The sequence below is a fragment of the Flavobacterium psychraerolatum genome, assembly GCF_025960985.1.
Taxonomy (GTDB): Bacteria; Bacteroidota; Bacteroidia; order Flavobacteriales; family Flavobacteriaceae; genus Flavobacterium.
On sequence record NZ_JAOQMX010000004.1, the window covers coordinates 1 to 22,719 of the forward strand.

General features: G+C 34.9%; 22 protein-coding genes. 17 read left to right on the top strand and 5 right to left on the bottom strand.

The window, feature by feature from the left end; all coding sequences use genetic code 11:
• A partial coding sequence (locus tag M2326_RS02590; RefSeq protein WP_264618102.1) for a transposase occupies positions 1-131 on the bottom strand: 131 nt, incomplete at its 3' end.
• 74 nt (positions 132-205) lie between these two features.
• Between M2326_RS02590 and M2326_RS02595 the strand changes: the two genes are divergently transcribed.
• The 7 genes from M2326_RS02595 (at position 206) to M2326_RS02625 (ending at position 7,020) form a co-directional block, all read left to right on the top strand.
• Positions 206-706: a hypothetical protein gene (locus M2326_RS02595; RefSeq protein WP_264617992.1), complete on the top strand. Its 501-nt coding sequence runs from the start codon at positions 206-208 to the stop codon at positions 704-706.
• 1 nt (position 707) lies between these two features.
• Entirely contained in the window at positions 708-2,048 is a 1,341-nt protein-coding gene (locus tag M2326_RS02600; RefSeq protein ID WP_264617993.1) for a hypothetical protein, read from the top strand.
• Between the two features lie 11 nt (positions 2,049-2,059).
• Positions 2,060-2,374, top strand: a complete 315-nt coding sequence (locus tag M2326_RS02605; RefSeq protein ID WP_264617994.1) for a hypothetical protein — start codon at positions 2,060-2,062, stop codon at positions 2,372-2,374.
• A gap of 566 nt (positions 2,375-2,940) precedes the next feature.
• Positions 2,941-4,083: an MBL fold metallo-hydrolase gene (locus tag M2326_RS02610; protein ID WP_264617995.1), complete on the top strand. Its 1,143-nt coding sequence runs from the start codon at positions 2,941-2,943 to the stop codon at positions 4,081-4,083.
• Positions 4,084-4,461: 378 nt separating this feature from the next.
• Positions 4,462-5,376, top strand: a complete 915-nt coding sequence (locus M2326_RS02615; RefSeq protein WP_264617996.1) for a helix-turn-helix domain-containing protein — start codon at positions 4,462-4,464, stop codon at positions 5,374-5,376.
• 155 nt (positions 5,377-5,531) lie between these two features.
• Positions 5,532-6,344: an SDR family oxidoreductase gene (locus M2326_RS02620; RefSeq protein ID WP_264617997.1), complete on the top strand. Its 813-nt coding sequence runs from the start codon at positions 5,532-5,534 to the stop codon at positions 6,342-6,344.
• Between the two features lie 262 nt (positions 6,345-6,606).
• On the top strand, positions 6,607-7,020 hold the full coding sequence (locus M2326_RS02625) for a c-type cytochrome (RefSeq protein WP_319800818.1): 414 nt from the start codon (positions 6,607-6,609) through the stop codon (positions 7,018-7,020).
• Positions 7,021-7,144: 124 nt separating this feature from the next.
• On the opposite strand, the gene M2326_RS02630 is transcribed toward M2326_RS02625, so the two are convergent.
• From M2326_RS02630 to M2326_RS02645, 4 genes are all read right to left on the bottom strand, one after another.
• Positions 7,145-7,786: a nucleotidyltransferase family protein gene (locus tag M2326_RS02630; protein WP_264617998.1), complete on the bottom strand. Its 642-nt coding sequence runs from the start codon at positions 7,784-7,786 to the stop codon at positions 7,145-7,147.
• On the bottom strand, positions 7,776-8,537 hold the full coding sequence (gene xdhC, locus M2326_RS02635) for a xanthine dehydrogenase accessory protein XdhC (RefSeq protein ID WP_264617999.1): 762 nt from the start codon (positions 8,535-8,537) through the stop codon (positions 7,776-7,778). The genes M2326_RS02630 and xdhC overlap by 11 nt, the downstream gene beginning before the upstream one ends.
• Positions 8,538-8,895: 358 nt before the next feature.
• Positions 8,896-11,076, bottom strand: a complete 2,181-nt coding sequence (locus M2326_RS02640; protein ID WP_264618000.1) for a xanthine dehydrogenase family protein molybdopterin-binding subunit — start codon at positions 11,074-11,076, stop codon at positions 8,896-8,898.
• Entirely contained in the window at positions 11,076-11,537 is a 462-nt protein-coding gene (locus M2326_RS02645) for a (2Fe-2S)-binding protein (protein ID WP_264618001.1), read from the bottom strand. Before M2326_RS02645 ends, M2326_RS02640 begins: the two co-directional genes overlap by 1 nt.
• Positions 11,538-11,794: 257 nt before the next feature.
• Between M2326_RS02645 and M2326_RS02650 the strand changes: the two genes are divergently transcribed.
• The 10 genes from M2326_RS02650 (at position 11,795) to M2326_RS02695 (ending at position 22,610) form a co-directional block, all read left to right on the top strand.
• Positions 11,795-12,247: a DUF1569 domain-containing protein gene (locus tag M2326_RS02650; RefSeq protein ID WP_264618002.1), complete on the top strand. Its 453-nt coding sequence runs from the start codon at positions 11,795-11,797 to the stop codon at positions 12,245-12,247.
• Positions 12,248-12,365: 118 nt separating this feature from the next.
• On the top strand, positions 12,366-13,043 hold the full coding sequence (locus M2326_RS02655; RefSeq protein ID WP_264618003.1) for a response regulator transcription factor: 678 nt from the start codon (positions 12,366-12,368) through the stop codon (positions 13,041-13,043).
• Positions 13,036-14,310 carry a sensor histidine kinase gene (locus tag M2326_RS02660; protein WP_264618004.1) on the top strand — a complete coding sequence of 425 codons (1,275 nt, stop codon included), beginning with the start codon at positions 13,036-13,038 and terminating at the stop codon, positions 14,308-14,310. The genes M2326_RS02655 and M2326_RS02660 overlap by 8 nt, the downstream gene beginning before the upstream one ends.
• A 45-nt stretch (positions 14,311-14,355) precedes the next feature.
• Positions 14,356-14,787, top strand: coding sequence for a hypothetical protein (locus tag M2326_RS02665; protein ID WP_264618005.1), 432 nt, complete (start codon positions 14,356-14,358; stop codon positions 14,785-14,787).
• A 3-nt stretch (positions 14,788-14,790) separates the two neighbouring features.
• Complete coding sequence (locus M2326_RS02670) at positions 14,791-16,089, top strand: TolC family protein (RefSeq protein ID WP_264618006.1); 1,299 nt, start codon at positions 14,791-14,793, stop codon at positions 16,087-16,089.
• Positions 16,064-17,041 (top strand): efflux RND transporter periplasmic adaptor subunit, encoded by a 978-nt coding sequence (locus M2326_RS02675; protein WP_264618007.1) that lies wholly within the window; start codon positions 16,064-16,066, stop codon positions 17,039-17,041. The genes M2326_RS02670 and M2326_RS02675 overlap by 26 nt, the downstream gene beginning before the upstream one ends.
• The gene (locus tag M2326_RS02680) at positions 17,038-20,142 is read left to right on the top strand and encodes an efflux RND transporter permease subunit (RefSeq protein WP_264618008.1); all 3,105 of its coding nucleotides are present in this window, start codon (positions 17,038-17,040) and stop codon (positions 20,140-20,142) included. The genes M2326_RS02675 and M2326_RS02680 overlap by 4 nt, the downstream gene beginning before the upstream one ends.
• 61 nt (positions 20,143-20,203) lie before the next feature.
• On the top strand, positions 20,204-20,674 hold the full coding sequence (locus tag M2326_RS02685) for a methylated-DNA--[protein]-cysteine S-methyltransferase (protein ID WP_264618009.1): 471 nt from the start codon (positions 20,204-20,206) through the stop codon (positions 20,672-20,674).
• Between the two features lie 57 nt (positions 20,675-20,731).
• Positions 20,732-21,892, top strand: coding sequence for a serine hydrolase domain-containing protein (locus tag M2326_RS02690; protein WP_264618010.1), 1,161 nt, complete (start codon positions 20,732-20,734; stop codon positions 21,890-21,892).
• 4 nt (positions 21,893-21,896) lie between these two features.
• The gene (locus M2326_RS02695; RefSeq protein WP_108739692.1) at positions 21,897-22,610 is read left to right on the top strand and encodes a 3'-5' exonuclease; all 714 of its coding nucleotides are present in this window, start codon (positions 21,897-21,899) and stop codon (positions 22,608-22,610) included.
• The last annotated feature ends 109 nt before the right edge of the window (positions 22,611-22,719 follow it).

Genomic DNA, 22,719 nt, shown 5'->3' on the forward strand with positions numbered 1-22,719 from the left:
TGCTTCTTCTTCCAACTATACAAACTTCCTGTACTAACACTGTATTTACGACAGGTTTCTACAACGCCTAATTCTTCGCAAGAAGATAAAATTTCTAACTTCTCTTCTAAACTCCATTTCTTGTATTTCATATCTCAAATGTACTATTTGAAATTTAGAATATCACTCTGAACTTATAAGGGGCTAAAATAAAGACGATACTGAAATGAAAACTGAATTTGAGCAAGCCCAACAAGATTACGAAGATTTCTATAACACTTATCAGGAAAGCTTAAAAAAAGAAAAGCCAAAAGAATTAAACGAAGACGATTTGAGAATTTTGAAGCAAACGTATAGAAAAGCCACTAAATTATGTCATCCTGATAAAGTAACTGACGACCAAAAAGAATTAGCACAAAAGGTTTTTAATGATTTGAAAGAAGCTTATGACAATAATGATTTGGAAAAAGTAAAGTCTATTTTATCTGATTTAGAGAAAGGCTTTTTCAAATCGCAAGGGGAAACAATTACTATAAAAGAGAAACTAGTTTTAATCAAGCACCAATTAGAGACAAAAAGAAAAGCACTTGAAGAAAGCTTGAAATATTTAAAAAACACCGAAATACATCGGAAAGTTATAAAAATTGACAATTGGGAAATTTATTTTGAAGAAACAAAACAACAATTTCAAAAAATGATAGAAGAATTAGAAGTTAATCAAGATTAATATGGAAAATAAAAATAGTTTATTGATTACAAATAATTCTATCAATCGAATTGAAAGACAGATTGAAATTGGGAATAAATTGTTGAGTTTGATTGAAGATTCAAACGATAAAATCATATTAAATTTTTTTATAACTCAATATAAAAATAATGATTTTAAAGAAATGATTAATCGTCTTGATGGTTATTCATTTGATCTTGAGATGTTGAAAAAGTATGAAGCCTTTTTAGATTTTAAAAGATTAAGTCGTAACACAAAAATTAAATGGAATTATGAAATATTAGACTTTTTTATTGACAAATGGGATTGGAAAGTAATATCAGAAAATAATGAAGCTATGCCCTGGTCATTTGAATTTATTAGAAAGTATGAAAAATATTTAAAAATTGTTAATAATCATAATTTTGATTTTTTAGAAGATTTTGATGAGGAGTATTATTCTGTAAAAAGGGGAATAAGTAGTAATAATGGGATAAAATGGACATTTGAAATGTTAGATTATTATAAAGATAAAATTTCTTGGAAGTGGATTTGTCTAGAACAAAAGGTTGAATGGACTGTTGATTTAATTAAGTATTTTGACAAATATATTTTTTTTGATGATTTAAGTGCAAATATTTATGTGAACTGGTCGTTTGATTTAATTCGTAAGTATGAAAACAAATGGAATTGGAATGGATTATGTGCTAATACGGCTATTTATTGGACAAACGAAATGATAGATTTTTATCCTGAAAAATTTGATTGGTTTGCATTTACGGTTACTACATTACAAATAAACGATATATATAAAGAAAAGAAGTATATAAGGAAATTAGAACTTGAATATTCAAGAAATCCAAATTTTAAATGGACAAGATCTATTATTCAAGAAAATATTAATAATTTTTCACGAAACACAAATGAATTTGATTTTGTTTATTTTTTTAGAATGAATTTGAGTTTGAGTTCAAATACAGAATGGAGTACAGAATTTATTAAGGAATTTGATTCGATTATACTCTGGAAAGATAATACTTCGATAAGTTTAAATGAATCATTACCATGGAGGTCAACCGAATTTTTTAATCAATTTAGAGATAAATGGAATATATATCATTTATGTATAAATGAAAAATTTCCTTGGGATGAAATTAATTTATCAAAATATGAAAATCAAATTCATTGGGATTCAATATTGAGAAATGAGGGTATTACTTGGACAGTACCAATGATCAAAAAATTTGGAAATAAACTAGATTCGGGATGGTGGTTTACAAGGGGTGAATTTTTAAAAGAAAATGTATCTAAATTATTAATGTGCAAAATATTGGATAAACTGATAGAATTAGAATACAAATAAAATCATTAAAAATGAAATTATTAGAAAAAGTAAAGCATTTAAATTTTATAATTCAAGATAAATTTCAGTTAGATGAGATAGTTAGGAAGTATGGAAAGACAAGCGACCAAAAGGAGGAATATATTTCGGGAGTAAAAAATGAAAATAATGTTCAAATCAAAAGAAGTTTCAAATTAGTTAAAAATATTGCTCGACCGCGCCGATATGTCAGCAGTTGCAAGGGTTGGTTCGCGCAGAATTGCATTCTGTGCCCGCAAACTAATTCCTTTACTAGACAAACAAAACCACCAGTAATTATCGTTAAAAATAAATCAGTAGCTCAATAAAAATTTATGCACAGTACGTGATTGCCGCGTTCCACTCAATGAACCTGATTACGGATGCTCGTTGTGCATGCGTATGTGAGATTCTTGCAGAATGACAAACTAGGTAGATATGCTTTGCGTACCGTAAGGTGCTTTTAATCGCTAATACTTATATGTTCTTTAATTTCTTAAATGGTTTAAAAGTCCCAAAGAATGTAAAAACTTAAATGGCTTATATGGTTAAAAAAGCCAACCCAAAGCAAGCACTAATAATAATCGTTTAAGATCAAATTACAATTCTAAATGAGGTGACGCTCTGTATGTGATTGCCGCGTTCCTCGCAAGGACCTTGATTGCGGATATATGTTGTGTATGCATGTGTGAGATTCTTTCAGAATGACAAACTAAGTGGATTAGCTTTGCGTTCCGTTGGGTGCTTTTAAGCGCCAAAAACTCAAATATTCTTTAAAATAGGTTTAAACCTGAAAGATAATACTCAAAACTACCCAATTCAGCAATAAGCATACAACGAAAAGTAATTAGTATACAGCTATACCCTATAATTGGTTTAATTTTGTCCTAAATAAATGAAGAATAGAAATTTGAAACGAATTATAAAAAGAATCATGATACTAACGCTCCTGATAATTAGCCTTTTGGTAGTTGTCTATTTGGCTTTCACCAACTTCTATCCCAATTTTGGAGGAGATGTTTCGAAAGAAAAACAACTTGTGTACCAAAAATCGGCACAATACAAAAACGGGAAATTCAACAATACCAATGCTGTTCCTAAAGAACTCAGCTTTTCGGAAAAGTTGGATATTGCCTATTATTTTTTCACCACCAAAGTAAAAAATGGCCGCCCAAAAGAAGATTTGAAAGTCCAAAAAATCGATTCGATTGACGTAGCCGATTACAAGGGCAAAGCACGATTGGTATGGTTTGGACATTCGGCTTTCTTATTGCAAATGGATGGGAAAACGATTTTGCTAGACCCAATGTTTGGCAAAGTAGCCGCACCGCACCCAATGCTTGGCGCCGACCGTTTTAATGCCGAATTGCCTATCGCTATCGAAAAACTTCCGCACATAGACGCCGTGATTTTCTCGCATGACCATTACGATCATCTCGATTATGAAACCGTCATGAAGATAAAAGACAAAACGAAACACTTTTACACACCGCTTGGCGTTGGCGAACACCTAAAAGCCTGGGGAATTCCCGCTTCTAATATATCCGAACTCGATTGGTGGCAAGATATTCAATTTGATAGCTTAACTTTGAGTTGTACGCCAGCCCAACATTTTTCAGGTCGAAAGTTAAACAATGGGCAGAGTACTTTGTGGTGTTCGTGGGTGATTCAGTCCAAAGAGGAGAAATTATTTTTTAGTGGTGACAGCGGCTACGCATCGCATTTCAAAGAAATCGGAGACAAATACGGCCCTTTCGATTTGGCTTTAATGGAATGTGGGCAGTACAACGATAAATGGTCCGACATACACATGATGCCCGAAGAAACTGCTCAAGCAGGAGTGGATGTTCAAGCCAAAAAGATCATGCCGATACATTGGGCAGGTTTTAAACTAGCAATGCACGACTGGAAAGACCCAATCAACCGAGTGCAAGCCAAAGCCAAAGAGCTAAATCTAGAAGTAATCACGCCAAAAATTGGACAAGAAATTCTAGTACAAGGAAACAATACGTTCAGCAATTGGTGGCAAAATTTATAACACACAAGGGAAATAGGAACGCGGATGACGCTGATTCGCTACCGCGAAGACACGCATAAAAACAGATTTCTAATCAATATTTTTTATAAAATGGTCCTTTTGTCCGTTCGAGGAGTAATTTTAATTTTAAAAAAAGCTATATAAAATGACGTTGTCGCTGTCAGGCTGAGCTTGTCGAAGCCCTATTTAATAAATAACGTCATAGGCAGCGCAGTCGAGAACCACATATTGCATCTCGACTGCGCTCGATTTGACAAAATTATATTGCATTTTTTAAAAAATCCGTTTTTATCAGCGTTTGAAAATCCGTTTAATCCGCGTTCCATATTTGCTCAATGTTGCTACAAAGAAACAGTCATTTAATTTTATTCGAAAGCTATGAAGGAAATCATCAACATAAACACCATCTCTGAACTGCATGACTTTTTTGGTTTAGAAAAGCCAAAGCACCCCTTGGTTTCGGTGGTTCGATTGGCCAAAGAATTGAAGGATTTAGATATCGAAAAATTTAAATATTCTGTAGGCTTGTACCAAATTAGTTTAAAGGACAATTGCCCTTTTACCATCACCAATTACGGCAGAAACTCCTATGACTACCAAGAAGGTTCGATGGTTTTTATGGGGCCAAATCAAGTTTTGGAAGTAGAAAAACAAAATGTAAATCGCGAAGACACCGGCTGGAGTATTGTTTTTCACCCCGATCTAATTCGAAAATCAACTTTAGGTAAGCAAATCGAGAAGTATTCTTTTTTTGAGTATTCATCGAATGAAGCACTGCATCTTTCAGACGAAGAGCGCAAAACGGTGACTGAAATTGCCTTGAAAATAGAACGAGAATACAACAGCAATATCGATGCACACAGTCAGACTTTAATCATTTCGAATATAGAGCTGTTACTCAATTACTGTTTGCGATTCTACGACCGTCAGTTTTTTACCCGTACCAATCTGAATCAGGATTTTGTGAGTCAATTTGAGCAAGTAATTAAGGAATATTACAAAGCCAATAAACAAATTGAATTAGGGATTCCAACAGTCCAATATTGTGGAGAAGCGATGAATATGTCCTCTAAATATTTAAGTGATTTATTGCGAAAAGAAACGGGTCAAAGTACACAAGATCATATTCACCAATTCATTATTGAAAAGGCCAAAAACCAATTGCTGAATTCCAAAGAAAGCGCTAGCGAAATCGCCTATGCCTTGGGATTTGAATATCCGCAATACTTTAGTAAAATGTTCAAAAAGAAAACGGCTATGAGCCCGAACGAGTACAGGCAAAGCTTGAATTAAGCAATGTTCTGTTTGAATACACCCAAATAATCTGGTTTTTACTGTAACTAATTTATGCTTTTGCCTTTTATAAATGGGCATCAGTATAGCTGACTATTGCCAAATAATAACCACAAATCCTTAGCAATTAAAACAAAAAACAAAATTATATTATTATGAAAAAAACAATTTTTATAACCGGAGCTTCCTCTGGTTTAGGAAAAGCAGCGGCTTTGCTTTTTGCAAAAAATAATTGGAATGTTATCGCCACCATGAGAACACCAGAGAACGAAAGAGAACTCGCTGAAGTAGCAAACATAACGCTTTTGCCATTGGATGTTACCGACAACGAGCAAATTCAAGAGACTGTAAAAAACGCCTTAGCAATTGGCAAAATAGATGTGGTTTTTAACAATGCAGGCTACGGACTAGCAGGCCCATTTGAAGGAGCTACAGATGACCAATTAACAAACCAATTGAACACCAATCTTTTGGGAGTGATGCGCGTAACACAGCAATTTTTGCCACATTTTAGAGAAAACAAAGCAGGTACTTTTATAACAACAACTTCTATTGGTGGTTTGATTACGTTGCCTTTCAACTCCGTTTATCACGCTACAAAATGGGCATTGGAAGGTTGGAATGAAAGTTTGGCATTCGAACTTAAAGAATTTGGAATCACAGTAAAAACAGTTTCACCAGGCGGAATTGCTACCGATTTTGCAGGTCGTTCCTTAGTGATGACACAACATCCTGCTTACCAAGAACAGACGAACAAAGTCTTATCGGTTTTTATGGATCCAGAAAGAGCCAAAGATTATTCGACACCGGAAAAAATTGCAGCTGTAGTTTATGAAGCCGCAACTGACGGAAAATCAACCTTACGCTATGTCGCTGGCGCTGATGCAAAAGCAATGTACGCGCAGCGAAACGAAGTAGGTGACGAAGCTTTCCGACAAGGAATTGAAAATGTTTTTTATAAAAAATAACAGATGAAATACCGCCGAGAATAACATTCTTCTTCGGCGGTGCTTTTATGAAAATTTCATTTTTAAGGAAATAGCAATAGGAAATAAGGGTCTCAATGAATTTATTCTGACTAGTTATTAATACTTTTGGAGAACTATATATCTACTTAATTTTACCTTTCGATAAATGAAAATTATCTAGTCATTTCTTTTTTTAAACAATGGCTTAGTTTTTGAAACCTTAGTTTTAAATTAAAACCAATCATTCTAATCCAATTAAATCATGAAAAAATATATTTTAGGAGTTGCAGTTCTTGCTTTTATGTTGTTCAGTTTCAATACTCCAACCGAGTATTTAACTATAAAAAACATTCCAGAGCAACAAGTCAGCAAAGGAAAATTAATGTACAACAAAGTATGTATGTCATGTCATCAAATGAATGGTGCTGGAATTCCAGGTGCTTTTCCGCCATTAGCAAAGTCTGATTATCTTAATGCTGATGTCGATCGTGCTATTAAACAAGTATTAAAAGGTTCGCTAGGAGCAATAACCGTAAATGGGAAAAAATATACTACTCCAATGCCAAAACAAGATTTGACAGACCAACAAGTGGCAGACGTATTGACGTATGTATACGCTAGTTGGGGGAATAACAAATCAGTGGTTACACCAGAAATGGTAAAGAAAATCAGGTAATCGTTTAGTGATTATATTATTGTCAGAACAAAATAATTTGTTTTTTCACATTTAGCTTATTGGATTGAGCTTGTCGAATTGTAAGAATTACTAAGATTACGACAGGCTCAGACCAATCATTTTCTTAGACCAATAGTTCTGAATTTTGGGTGAAGTTCTCCCAATCTTCGGGCGTGTTGAGGTTGTGAATTACCGAAGAATCCTTAACAGTAATCACGGTACAATGTTTAGGGTTCTTTTTCTTGATTTGAAAATCTAATCTTGAATTTTCATGGGTTTGATCTAGTTTTAGCAATGGATTCCAAAACTTAGGTAGTAATTGAACGGGATGACCATTTTTACCTTCATATTGAGGTTGTACAATAGCATTTTCGGTGGCAAGTATTGATTCTAATTCTGTAATATTCAAAAGTGGAACATCGATAGGCTGAATTAAGATCACTTGTTTTTTTGGAATGTGGGCCAAAACAGCTTGTAAAGTCGAAAAAGAGCCATTTTGAGGTGTGGTATTTACGACTACTTTGATCTTCAGATCATTGTATTTTACAAACCGATGTTGTGCTTCCTTAAACCAGGGAACAACACAGAAATAGTCTTCGTAACAATATCCGAGTCCAATATAAACGGTACAGACGGAAGCGTTTGCAATCCGATCGAGCTGTTCCAAAATCCAAACAGTTTGGTTGTACACCATTAATCCTTTGGGAAAACCCATTCTTTCTGATTTTCCACCTGCCAATAGCACAAACGCGGCTTTATTTTCCATAATATGTTTTCAATAATTCAGAGGCAATGCTGATGGCAATTTCTTTGGGAGTATTTCCCCCCAAGTTTAGTCCAATTGGGCAGTGTACAGGAGCAATACCTTCTTTCATTCCTAATTCCTTTATAAGCATAGCATTGAATCTGTTCTTTTTGGTCTTGCTGCCTATCAAACCTATGTATTTGGTTTGGGAGGCCAGAGCCAATGCAGTTATTTCAAAATCCAATTTGTGGTCGTGGGTCATAATTACGGCATAACAATGCTCTCCCCAACCTACAGTTTGTTTGTATAAGTCAAACGGTTCCTTGTGGTATTCTATTGTAGAATCAATGACAATAGTTTCTTGCCAGTTTTCTCGAGTGTCATATAAGTGAATTTCAAAAGGGGTATCTTTCATAATATCACAAAGAGCAACACCAATATGGCCAGCGCCAAATAAATGCAACTGAGGAGATTGATTCATAGGTTCAATAATTAAGGCTACTTTACCACCGCAACATTGTTCAAATTCGGGGCCCAAAGTATAACTAAAATATTTTGTTTTATTCTCTTGTATGGCCGTAACTGCTTCATCAATAACTTGAAATTCCAGTTTTCCACCGCCTATAGTGCCATAAAATTCTCTTTGGTTTACGACAATCATTTTTGCACCTAATCTACAAGGTGCTGAACCCAAAATATGAGTTACTGTTACCAAAGCTACAGGAGTGTTTTTGGTTTTAAAATTTTGTAATAAGGCAAGCCAATTATTCATTTAAATCTTGTTTGATATAAAATAATTATTTTAACCATTAAGAAAATCAGGCTTAATGAATCTTTATTTCTTAATGGTTTATGATTTCAAAGTCCTACTGAGTAACTGTTCAGTACTGATGTTTCTTTAAAATTAATTGCCTCCAGCTTTAGCTGGGGGTGAAATTGGTATTATTTATATTAAGCTTTAGCCAAGTAAAACAATGCTTTTGGCTAAAGCCTCTTTTGTGTTCCTCATTTTTGCTCTAGCTAAAGCTGGAGGCAATTGAAAAATAGTATACAGCTTTCTTACTGCAAAATTGTCAATAGTTTGATTTTACAACCTTTTTTACTATTTAATAGTATAAAGGTGTAACGGTCTAAACCAATTCATAATCACTCAGCGGTAAATTGCGGTAGCGTTTACCCGTTAATTTAAAAATAGCGTTTACAATAGCAGGAGCAATCACAGGTACTCCAGGTTCTCCCACTCCTGTTGGTGGTGCAGTACTTTCAACTATTTCTACTTCAATTTTAGGAGCTTCATTCATTCGAATCAGACGGTAATCGCCAAAATTACTTTGCTCGATCGCTCCGTCTTTGGCGGTAATTTTTCCATAAAAAGCGAGTGACATACCAAAAATAGCAGCACCTTCCATTTGTGCAATAACGGTATTTTTGTTGACTACTGTTCCGCAATCAATAACGGTAGTAACTTTGTGAATTTTTACGATGCCATCAACCATAGAAACTTCGACGACAGAGGCTACATAGGACATGAAACTATAATGTACAGCCAAACCTTGTGCGTGTCCTTCTGGAAGCGGTTTGCCCCAACCCGCCTTTTCTGCTGCTTTTTTCAAAACATTCTTCAATCGAGTTGAACTGAATTTGTTACTTTTATCGTCTTCTGGAGTATCTTCGCCTAGTAATTTTAAATTAAATGCCAAGGGGTCTTGGTTTGCTGCATTTGCCAATTCATCTGTAAAAACATTGATCGAAAACCCGTGTGGAATGTTAATTACAGAGCGCAACCATCCAATTCGCACCATGGCAGGCGCTTGGCCTACTTCAATTTGAAAGTTTTTAATATCGAAAGGAACTTCTGAAGCCGACGTTATTTCCCAACCATTTGGATAATCAGAAGTAGGATCAAAAGTAGATTTAATAGGAGGGAAAGCAAAGCGATGCAACCAACCAGTTACATTTCCTTTTTCATCCAGTGATGCTTTCATATATTGTGCACTTACGGTATGATAATAACCGTGTTGTGTTTCATCTTCTCTAGTCCAAACTACTTGAACGGGGGCTTTTATAGCTTTGGAAATTATAGCTGCTTCGACCACATAATCAGGTTTGGATTTTCGGCCAAAACCACCACCTAATAAGGTGACGTTGATAATAACTTTTTCATCGTCAAATCCTAAATAATTTTTCACTTCGGCATGTGCCGCTTGTGGATTTTGCGTTGGGCACCAAACTTCACAACTGTTTTCCTTGACCCAAGCTACAGTGTTAGGGACTTCCATGGGTGCATGTGACAAATGAGGGAGTTGGTAGGTACTCTCGATCACTTTCGCAGAAGCAGTAAAAGCGGCTTCGATATCACCTCTAGTTTTACTCACCACACCTTGCTTATGAACGTTTTCGGTTAACATTTCCATGTATTTATCGGAATCGTAACTTCCGTTTTTACCGTTATCCCATTCGATGATTAAAGCTTCTTTTCCTTTGAAAGCGGCCCAAGTATTGGAGGCAACGACGGCAACACCGCCCAATGCACCAAAAGGTGTCTTGATGCGTTCAATTTCAAAAACAGCTTCGACACCCGGAATTTTCATGGCTTCCGTTTTATCGAATGACTTTACTGTACCAAAAGTTACTGGACAACGTGCGATGGCTGCAAATTTCATATTAGGCAAACGAAAATCGAGTCCGAAAACAGCACTTCCTTTTACGAATTTTTCGACATCAATACTTTTTAGATTTTTACCAATGTATTTGAAGTCTTTTGGATCTTTTAGAATAATATCTTTTGGTGCTTCGATGGTTTTGGCTATTTCGACCAATTCCCCAAAGCCTATTTTTTTACCATTTTTATGCACTATAAAATGGTTTTCGGCACGACATTCCGATGCTGGAACCTTCCATTTTTGGGCAGCTGCCGAGATCAAAATCATTCGAGTCGTTGCTCCCATTTTCCGCATGGTTTCATATAAATAACGCACCGAACGTGACCCATCAGTATTTTGGTCACCATATTTTTTATGTCCTATAGCTTGTTGAACGCTCACTCTATTCCAGTCGGCTTCCATTTCGTCAGCAATGACAGAGGTTAGGGAGGTACGAATTCCATTTCCCATTTCAGAACGAGAAGCAACTAATATTAAGTCACCGTTGGGTAGCAGCTCAACAAATAAATTGGGTTGAAAAGAACCAGCCAAAATAGACTCTGTTTCATTGGCAAACAAAGGCAAATGAGATCCAATGATCAATGCGCCTGAAGTCAATCCTATATTTTTAATAAATGATCTTCTGCTTAGGTTTTGAATATCGCTCATTATTTTTGTTGTTTTTTAAGTTCAACCGTATGATGAATGGCTTTTTTGATGCGTTGGTAAGTTCCGCAACGGCAAATATTTCCGCTCATGGCATCGTCAATTTCTTCATCTGTAGGGTTACTATTTGAATTTAACAAAGACGTGGCTGCAATTAACTGTCCCGGTTGGCAAAATCCGCACTGTGGGACATTAAATTCGATCCATGCTTTTTGAAGTAATTGTAAGTTAGGCGTAGCGCCTTCGACCGTCGTTATGTCTTTGTCAATGGCAGCCGAAACTGGTGTCAAACAGGAGTAGGTAACTTCGTCATTGACTAAGATTTTACAAGCACCACAAGCTCCAACACCACAGCCATATTTTGTTCCTGTGAGTCCCAATGTATCGCGCAATGCCCACAAAAGTGGCATGTCTGGAGATGCCTCTAAAGTGTGCTTCTTTTTGTTAACTACTAGTGTGATCATACCAAATTCATTTAAATTTTAAGAAAGGTACAATTTAATCCTTTTTTGCATTCTGTTATGAAGGTTTTTTACCCTATTTTAAGAGTAATTTATCATTTGACTCTTAATTTATTGTTCGTTTTACCAATTTTAAGAGTTTATTAGCATTCACAATCGTTTGCTTCTTTTTTAAATCATAAAAAAAGTCTTGTCCGATTGAATAGTTTATCTTTGAATAAACAGATGAATTTTCAGGATAAAATTATAAAGAAGTCGACATGAAAAATATATTTGATCAAGTGGTGGTTGCAACCTTAGAAAATCGAATTAATGAATTGAAATCTACTACAAAACCCAATTGGGGAAAAATGGAAGTAGCCCAAATGCTAGCACACTGTAATGTGACTTATGAGCTCGTCTATGAAGACAATCACCCCAAAGTAACTGGTTTTAAAAAGTGGTTACTCAAAACGTTCGTTAAAAAAGTAGTAGTGAATGAAAAACCGTTTTCCAAAAATGGGCGTACTGCTCCTATGTTTATGATTACTGTGGATAAAGATTTTCTTTCTGAGAAAACCAGATTACTGGCCTACCTCAATAAGACTCAAAAATTAGGGAGAAATCATTTTGAGGGTAAGGAATCCAATTCTTTTGGGGTATTAAATCAAATGGAATGGAACAATATGTTTTATAAACATTTGGATCATCATTTAACGCAATTTGGCGTGTAATTTAACTCGTTCTAAAAACATTAATAAATAGGGTGTAATGTGTGTATTTGTTTTCGAAAAAAAACTGTTTTTATAAAAACTTCAAATTTAATTCTAAATTCGAGAATAGCTTTGTATTATGAAAATTCTACTTATTGAAGATGAAAAAGAATTGGCAGAAAGTATTAAATCGTATCTGTCAGGAAACGACTTTATTTGTGAGTGGACAGATAAAGTGAAGATTGCGATTGATAAAATCTCTAATTATGAATACGACTGTATCGTGTTGGACTTGACTTTGCCCGACGGAAATGGACTTGAAGTTTTGAAAGAAATAAAGAGACAGAACAAATCGGAAGGGATTATTATTATTTCTGCAAAAGAAACATTAGAAACTCGTATCGAAGGACTTACTTTGGGTGCGGATGATTTTTTAACCAAGCCTTTCCATCTGTCTGAATTATTAGTACGAACCCAAGCTATTATTCGGAGAAAAAAATTTAAAGGAAACAATTTTGTAACCTTCAACGAGATTGAAATTGATATCCTTTCGAAAACGGTTAAGGTAAACGGTAGAAAACTCGATGTTACAAAAAAAGAACTCGATTTACTTTTGTACTTAATTGGAAATCAAGACAGAGTACTTTCAAAAAGCGCTATTGCAGAATACCTTTCGGGAGATATGGCCGATATGCTAGACAATCACGATTTTGTTTATGCACACATTAAGAACTTAAAAAATAAATTGAAGGAAGCTGGAATCATAGATTACATTAAAACGGTTTATGGACTAGGTTATAAATGGCAAAATGAGTAAAAAACTTTTACATAAAACATCAAAAGCGTATCTTATTTTTGCACTGCTATTATTACTAGTGGCCGCTCCATTATTTTATATTCTAATCGAAAAACTATATATCGATGATGCCGATGAAGCCTTACTACTTCATAAAAATGAATTTATTCAATATTCTGTAAAAAATCTTAAAACAACCGATGTTCCAATTTGGAATAAATTCAATCGTGATATCAAAATTATTAAGGCAACTTCACTGAAAAAAGATTCCCTTTTTTATACCTTTTATTATGATACATTGTATAATGAAAATGAACCTTATAGAGAATTGCGTTTGCCTATAAAAATTGAAGGCAAGTCATATACCTATTCGGCAAGAATAAATTTGGTAGAAACATCTGATTTAATCGAGAGTATCGCCATCTTATTTTTGGTCATCATTTCGTTGTTGCTTATTGGTTTATTTTTTATTTCGAAAAGGCTATCTCTTAATCTATGGAAACCCTTTTACAAAACATTATTGCAAATTGAACAATTTGAAATAGATAAGTCAAACTTACCACAATTTGCAGAAACGGATACAGAAGAATTTAACCGTTTGAATCAAAGTATTCAAAAATTGATCGAAAAGAATACTTCCATCTATAGAGGTCAAAGGGAATTTATTGAAAATGCTGCTCATGAATTGCAAACTCCATTAGCCGTGTTTCAGGCTAAAATTGATACACTCATTCAGCGTAATGATGTGACACAAGAGCAATCCGAGATTTTGTCATCTTTGAATGATAACGTTTCAAAACTGAATCGTTTGAACAAAAATCTTTTGTTGCTTTCTAAAATCGAAAATGATCATTACGCCAATAAGCAAACTTTCTATTTGAAAGAGGCTATAGAAAAGAATCTTGGCTTTTTTATAGAGCAAGCAGCTGCCAAAAACATTTCGATTAAAACGGATATTGACCCATCGTTTAGCATTGTGTCAAACCCTGTGTTAGCAGAGGTTTTAATTAGTAATTTGTTTCTTAATGCCTTGAAACACAATATTTCAAACGGACAAATTACGATCACGTTTTCCAATCAATTACTTTCTTTTTCGAATACGGGACTTCCTACTACGTTGACAACAGATAAATTATTTAATCGATTCTCAAAGTCAAATACATCCGAGCATGGTAATGGTTTAGGTTTGGCTATTGTTAAGAAAATTGTAGATAGTAACGACTGGACTATTCGATATAATTTCAACCATAATTTTCATTGTTTCACTATAGACTTTCGCAAATTCTAAATTTCTTCTAAATCGTATAGTAAGTTTGGACTAAAATATACGAAAATGAAAAATTTAATTCTTCTACTTACTGTATTGTTTGCGTTCACCGCTTGCAAACAGTCCAGCACTAGTAGAGAAGTTCCGGAAAATATAAAAATGGCTTTTGTAAAATCGCATCCTTATGCAATTATCTTAAAATGGAATGATGAGCCACCATTTTGGGAAGTAAAATACAAAGAATCTACTGAAAAAGGTGCTGTATCCTATGATGAAAATGCGGTTATTACTGAAACAGAATTGGTCATCACAAAGGATTTGTTGCCAAATGGAGCGACTATTCCTAACTACATCAAAGCAAATTATCCTAAAGAGAAAATGCAGGGTTATGAGAAAATAACAACTGCTAGCGGAACAATTACTTATGAAATTCAAATCCCTGGAAAAGAAATTGTCTTTGATGCGAATGGGAAGTATTTATTAGAAGAAAAAGATTAAACCATGATAAAAACACGTTTACTAATTATGGTGATGCCTATTGTTGTTCTATTATTTTCATTCGAATGTGTTATAGCGCAGAATGATTTGGGTTATTACAACACGGCAGCCAAACAAAATAGTCCTTTAATAAATGACAATAAACTAGTCAATAAAAGCAATCAATTAGAAATAGAGAGGCTAAAAGCTTTCTATACCAAAGCCCAAATTGGTGTTACAGCCAATTATTTGTTTTCGCCACTTGTTTCTAGAGACAATAACAAAACCACTTTCGAAGCCAATTCAGCTGGAGCGACTAAGTATTATGGTTATGATTTGGCTTATTCCAATGGTGGAGCGTATCAGGCAATGTTAAATGTTACACAGCCTTTATTTAATGGGATACGTTATAAAACAGCTAGTGAACAAGTGGCCGTTGCATCTCAAATAAGTCAAAATAATGCCCAATTAACAGAACATGATTTGGAGAAAATTGTAAGCGATCAATACATTTTATGTTTGCAAGACAATAAACAAACAGGCTATGCGGAATCAATGGTCAAATTATTGGCAGATCAAAAAGAGATTTTAAGGAAATTGGTTGAAAGCAGCATTTATAAACAATCGGATCTTTCCTTATTAAGTATCGAACATCAAAATTTTGTAGCGCAATTGACTACTTTCAAAGCCAATTATCGCAGAGATTTAATGGACTTAAACATTCTTTGCGGCATTAAGGATACAGAATTACATGAACTGCAAAATATAGAACTGAGTTTGACTAGTACCAGTACCAAATCAATGTTTATGGAGAAATACCGGTTGGACAGTATTAATTTGGTCGCGCAGCAAAAAATATTTGAATTAAAATACAAACCACAAATTAACCTTTATGCCAATACAGGGCTCAATGCGACTTATGCGCCCACGATACCCAACCGATTTGGCTTGAGTGCAGGTTTGAGTTTTACGTATAATTTTTCTGATGGTGGTCAAAAGCAATTGACTCAAAGGAAAACGAAAATATTAGAAGAGTCTATTTCCTTTTACAAAGACAATTTTATTTCGCAAAATACTATTCGGAAATCAAAAATAGAGGCAGAAATTGAATCCTTTTCTAGCCGAATTGCAATTGCAGAGCAGCAACTCAAAGACTATGACTCATTACTAAAAACGTATAAAAAAGAGATTTTTTCGGGACAGTTAACTATTATAAATTATATCACGGTTTTGAAAAATATGTCAATGCTACAGCGTGATAATGCAATCTTGATTTCACAGCAACAATTACTTATTAATGCCTACAATTACTGGAACTGGTAAACAACATAATATAAAAATGAAACACTATAAACTATATTTTTTGACGGTAATAACTTTGCTCTTGTTCTCTTGCGGGAAAAAGACTGAAACCACCGATGAGGTAGTCGAAACGCCCAAAACACTGGTAAAGGTAGCAAGGGTAATGCAAGGATCAATTAATGATGAACTGACTTTGTTTGGAACTACGGCTTATTTAAAACGAAATTTGGTTACCGCTTCTATACCTGCATTTATTACTCAAGTGCATGTAAAATTAGGAGACCAAGTAAAGAAAGGAGATTTACTGTATGTGTTAGAATCGAAAGAAAGTCGAGCATTAGGAAACAATGTTTCAAAAATTGACGATTCTCTTAATGGGTTTGGTATCATCAAAATTAAAGCATCAGCGAGCGGTATCATTACGACACTAGACAAACAACAAGCGGGCGATTATGTTTTGGAAGGTGCCTTATTGTGTACTATCGCCGAAAGTAATGATTTGATATTTCAGGTAAATGTACCATTTGAATATACTGCTTATACTCAAACGGGGAAAACGTGTACGATCATTTTACCCAATAATTTGAAGTATACTGCCATTTTTACAAAAGCCTTGATGGCCATGAATGTCAATGCACAAACACAAACGATTTTGGCAAAGTGCAACAAAACGCTATTCCTACCCGAAAATATGATCGTAAAAGTGAGCCTAAATAAAGGAGGGCAAAGTGGTCAACAATTACTCCCAAAATCATGTGTCTCTAGTGATGAAATGATGAAAGAATTTTGGATAATGATAATTAAGAATGATAGTATTGCTGTGAAACAATTGGTAACAATAGGAAATAAAAATAAGGAATGGATAGAAATTCTTTCCCCAAAATTAAATCCTGAAGATAGAATCATAAGTGAGGGGAATTATGAATTACCCGATAATTCTTTAGTAAAAATAGCAACTACCAAAGAAAAATGAAAAAGCAAAATATATTTCAAATATTCAAAAAACCAATCCTATTTGTAGGACTGTTGCTATTATTGGCGGGAATTTATTCCTATTCCAAAATGCAAACCAATCTTTTTCCTGAAGTACTATTTCCAAGAATTACTTTAATCGCTGATGCTGGTCAACAACCAATTGACCGCATGATGATTACGGTGACAAAGCCACTGGAAAGTGCTGTAAAAAAAGTCAAAGGTGTTACGATTGTCAAAAGTACGACCAGTAGAGGGAATTGTGTGATTGATGTTTTTTTTGACTGGGGTACTAATGTTTATGACGCTAAAACACAATTGGAAAGTCGGATTAATGAAATAAAAAACTTTTTGCCTCAAGGTGTTAGTATTGCTAGCGAGGCGATGAATCAATCGACATTTCCAGTTTATGGTTTTACTTTAGAAAGCAAAACACATAGTTTGGTTGCATTGAAAGACAAAGCCAATTTGATTGTGCGACCTTTATTTTCGCAAGTGGAAGGGATTTCAAACACCATCGTTAGAGGTGGAAAAAATAAAGAATTTGTAATTGTTCCCAATGCCACAAAAATGGCTACTTTGGGGATTACTCCCAATACCATTATTACAGTTTTCAACAACAATAACTATGTATTGTCCAATGGTTCCGTTGAAAATTATGATAGATTGTATTTATCGTTAACGGATACTCGTATTTTGGATTTCGACCAACTTGAAAATACGGTTATCAAGAATGACGGAACAAGACTCATTAAACTAAAAGATATTGCCAAAGTCGAAATAAAAGAACAGGTGGAATTTGTGGTGGTCAATGCCAATGGACATGATGCAGTAATAATTGATTTAATAAAACAACCGGGAGTTAATTTAATTGATTTTGCTAATGATTGTCAAAGTAAGGCTGCTGAAATTCAAAAACAATTGCCTGAAGGGATGGTACTAAAACCATACTATGACCAATCCAATTTTGTTGGAGAAAGTGTTCATAGTGTAATCAAAACTATTTATGAAGGATTGTTTTTGGCCATTATTGTTATGATTTTCTTTTTGAAGTCTTGGAGAGCTAGTTTGGTGGTGATGATTACTATTCCGGTTACCTTGGCCTTTACCATCCTTGTATTATATTTATCTGGAATTTCGATAAATATCATGTCATTGGGAGCCATCGCGGCTTCGATAGGTTTGATAATAGATGATGCCATTGTGATCATTGAACAAATTTACCGCAAACACGAAGAAGACCCCAATAAAGACCGTTATGATGTTGTAAAAGAAGCCATTCATGACCTTTTTCCTGCTATGATTGGATCTTCATTGGCAACGATAGTAATTCATTTTCCTTTTCGAATGATGAGTGGATTGGCTGGTAGTTTCTTTAAAGAGCTTTCAGATACTATGCAATTAACGATGATTACGTCCTTTTTGGTGACCTGGTTGTTATTGCCCGTGATTCACATTCTTATTGGGTTTAAGCAACCCAAAAATTCACATCTGGTTAAAGAGGAAGATTCGAAGCAAAAGCTACGTTGGCTCACTTGGTTTTTTGACAAACCTATTTTTTCTTTTTCAATGATTTTCTTTTTCATTGTAGCGGCTTGGTTCAGTTTTAGCAAATTGGAAACGGGTTTTCTTCCTGATTTGGACGAAGGAACAATCGTTTTGGATTATTTTATGCCCGAGGGAACATCGCTAAAAGAAACGGATAGGGTACTCAATGAAGTTGAAAAAATAATTATTGCGCATCCAGATGTAGAAACCTACAGCCGTAGAACGGGTATCCGAATGTCCTTTAGTACTGTACCGCAAAATTTTGGAGATTATTCGATACAACTTAAAAACAATAGAAGTAAAACTACTGTTGATGTGATTGATGATTTACGAAAAGCAATTGCTGCCAAACAACCCGTACTACACATTGGATTTGGACAGCGAATTGCCGATTTACTAGGCGATTTAATGTCTACTCCATCTCCAATTGAAGTAAAGTTTTTTGGTGATAATTACGAACAGTTGCAACATATTTCCAAACAAGCCGAAGAAATAATAGGCACCATTTCTGGTGTAGCTGATATTGATAATGGAATGCGACTTGCAGGCCCTTCTTTGATTTTTATGCCCAATCAAGAAGTCTTAACGCAATATAAAATTTCCTTGCTTGATTTTCAAACCCAATTGTCCGCTTATACAGGTGGTGTTACCTTGGGTAGTAATGCCAATCAGCCTGTTCCTTCGCCTGCGCAAGCTGCCATGACTGCTGGAATTCAAGTCGGTCAAATTCAAGAAGGAGAACAAATGCGAAGAATTATCATGCGCTACGCTGATATGAATGCAAACAACCTTGAGAAAATAAAACAACAACTAATTTTCTTGCCAGATGGTACTACAAGGCCTTTGACTTTCTTTTGTGATGTGAAAGTGGTCAAAGGAGAAAATGAACAACGCAGAGAAAATTTAAAATCCTGTGTAGTTCTAACTGCCCGTTTGGATAATCGTGATTTGGGTAGTGCTATTGCTGAAATACAACAAAAATTAAATACAAAATTATCCTTACCCAAAGGTTATTCTATTGCTTATGGAGGTGCGTATGCAGAACAGCAACAATCGTTCAAAGAGTTAATGTTGATTCTTTTACTCGCTTCACTTTTAGTATTTGGTGTGTTTTTGTTTTTATTCAAAGAATGGTTACTGTCTTTGTTACTATTATTTATTTCAGTGATGGGTATCTGTGGTTGTATTATTGCTTTGTACCTCACGAATATTCCGCTGAATGTAAGTAGTTATACTGGAATAATTATGATTGTAGGGATCTTATCCGAAAATGCCATTTTTACGGTAGCCCAATTTCGATTTAACATGGAACAGAACAATAATAATATTGATCAATCTATTAATTATGCAATTGCTTTGCGAATTCGACCAAAATTAATGACGGCCATTGGAGCTATTTTGGCACTTATGCCATTGGCATTAGGTTTGGGATTAGGTGCTCAGATGCAGCAACCTCTGGCAGTGGCTGTGATTGGTGGTTTTGTAGTAGGATTACCTATGTTACTTATGGTTTTTCCGAGTTTAATGCGATTGTTATATAATGCCAAACGGTAATGACATGATTTTAGATATTAGTGAATAACTTTATGTACATTAACATTCAATTGTAGCAATCATGGAAACCGTCTATATTAAAACACCTCTTGGAATTGCCAAAATTGTTGGTGATCAAAATGGTCTGTCCGCTATCAGCGTAAAGTATGATGGTGAGGTTTCGAACACTATTCCAGCTATTTTACAGGAGTCTGTTCAACAATTATCCGATTATTTTGAAGGTAAAAGAATAGAATTCGATTTGAAACTCAACCCAAAAGGCACTGATTTTCAACAGAAAGTCTGGCGAGAATTGGAGAATATTCCATTCGGAAAAACAATGTCGTATCTCGAATTATCTAAAAAATTAGGAGATGTCAAAGCCATTCGTGCAGTAGCGGCTGCTAATGGGAAAAATCCGTTGTGGATTGTAGTTCCTTGCCACCGTGTGATCGGGAGTGATGGGTCGCTCACGGGCTACGCAGGAGGACTTGGCCGAAAAAAATGGCTGCTAGAACATGAAAATCCTTCTGCCCAACAAAGTTTGTTTTAAAGTGAAGTAGTTTGCTAGTTTTTTGGTAAATTCGTTTCAAACACTTAACTGCAAAAAATGAAATTGTTAAAAAAACTGCTTATCCGTTTCTTAGGATTATTGGTACTGCTCGTGGTAGGACTCTTTGTATTTCAAAAAGAATACTTGATCAAAGCCGTTAGAGTTACCTATCTAAACGGGCATAAAACAGCTTTTTTAGACGATTACAACTATTTCGATAACACTATAATTGCAAAAGGGGGCATCCTACAACCATGGAAAATCGCTAAAAATTGCAACCAAGTCAAAGGCACCCAAATATTAGAAAACCTACATAAAGACATTGGTACTGTTGCTTTTTTAATAATTAAAAAAGACAGTATTTGGCACGAAAGCTACTATGATGAGTATTCTAAGGATTCGAAATCGAACTCTTTTTCGATGGCGAAAAGTATCGTTTCTGCGGCCTTAGGTAAAGCAATCATGGATGGAAAGATTGCTAGTTTGGACCAAAAAGTTTCTGATTTTTTTCCGACTTTTAATCAAGGTAAGTCTGTAAATATGACGGTGGGAGATTTGTCGTCCATGGCTTCTGGTCTTAATTGGGATGAGTCGTATTTTAATCCACTTTCGATCACTACTCAAGCCTATTTTGATAGCAATCTGTATGAATTAATTTTAGGATTAAAAGGAATTGAAGAACCTGGTAAAAGTTATAAATACCTGAGCGGGAATACGCAATTGTTGGCCATGTGTATCGAAAAAGCTACAGGACAAAAGTTGGCTAATTACGTTTCAGCATCTTTTTGGAAACCCATGGGAGCAGAGAGTGACGCTTTGTGGCAAACCGATGCGCCAAACGGATTGGTAAAAGCCTATTGCTGTATTGCCAGTAATGCACGGGACTTTGCTCGTTTTGGAAAATTATATATGCAAAAAGGGAACTGGAATGGCAAACAACTTTTGGACAGTACATTTGTCGAAAAGTCGGTAACACCAAGGTTTGAGCAATCACCAAATTACGGTTACGGTTGGTGGCTGAGTACCTTCAACGGTAAAAAAGTATTCTACATGAAAGGACATTTGGGACAATATGTAATCGCTATTCCTGCAGACGAATTGATTATTGTTCGATTAGGACATCACAACATTCGCAGTACCAAGGGAAAGGCCGAAACGGATGATTTTACCGTTTATCTTGAAGAAACCTATAAAATGCTAAGCCTCGAAAAAAAATAAAATTATGATCGAAAAAATTAATTTGAACCATATTCTGTTTTTAGATATAGAAACCGTTCCCGAAAACGAAGATTTTCAGGAATTAGATGATGAGGTGCAAGCATTGTACGAGCAAAAAACGCAGTACCAACGAAAAGAAGATTTTACGGCAGAAGAATATTATGATCGTGCTGGAATTTGGGCCGAATTTGGCAAAATTGTCTGTATTTCGGTTGGGTTTTTTGTAATCAAAGGCGATGTTCGAAATTTTAGAGTGACGTCGTTTTTTGGTGAAGAAAAAAAATTACTTCATGATTTTAATAACCTGCTCAACAACCACTTCAACGGACCGCAACATGTAATATGCGGCCACAATGCCAAAGAATTTGATATTCCGTTTTTGGCTAGACGTATGATTATCAACCAAATCGCGATACCCAACAAACTGAATTTATTTGGCAAAAAACCATGGGAGATTCCGCATCTCGATACCTTAGAGTTATGGAAATTTGGTGATTATAAACATTATACCTCACTCAAATTGATGTGCAAAGTCCTTGGTATTCCTTCTCCAAAAGGTGATATTGATGGTAGTCAAGTAGGACATGTTTTTTATGTCGAAAAAGACATTGATCGAATAGTTACCTATTGCGAAAAAGATACCATCGCCGTAGCACAAATTTTCTTGAGATTACGAAGAGAAGATTTGTTGATAGAGGAGGAGATAATTCACGTTTAGCAGAAATCAGAAATCAAAAATTAAATATCAAAAGTCAAGCTCAAAACTTTAATACTTTGACAATGCGTTGATTTTATGCAAAGCATAAAATTTAATAAAAGTTTGTTTG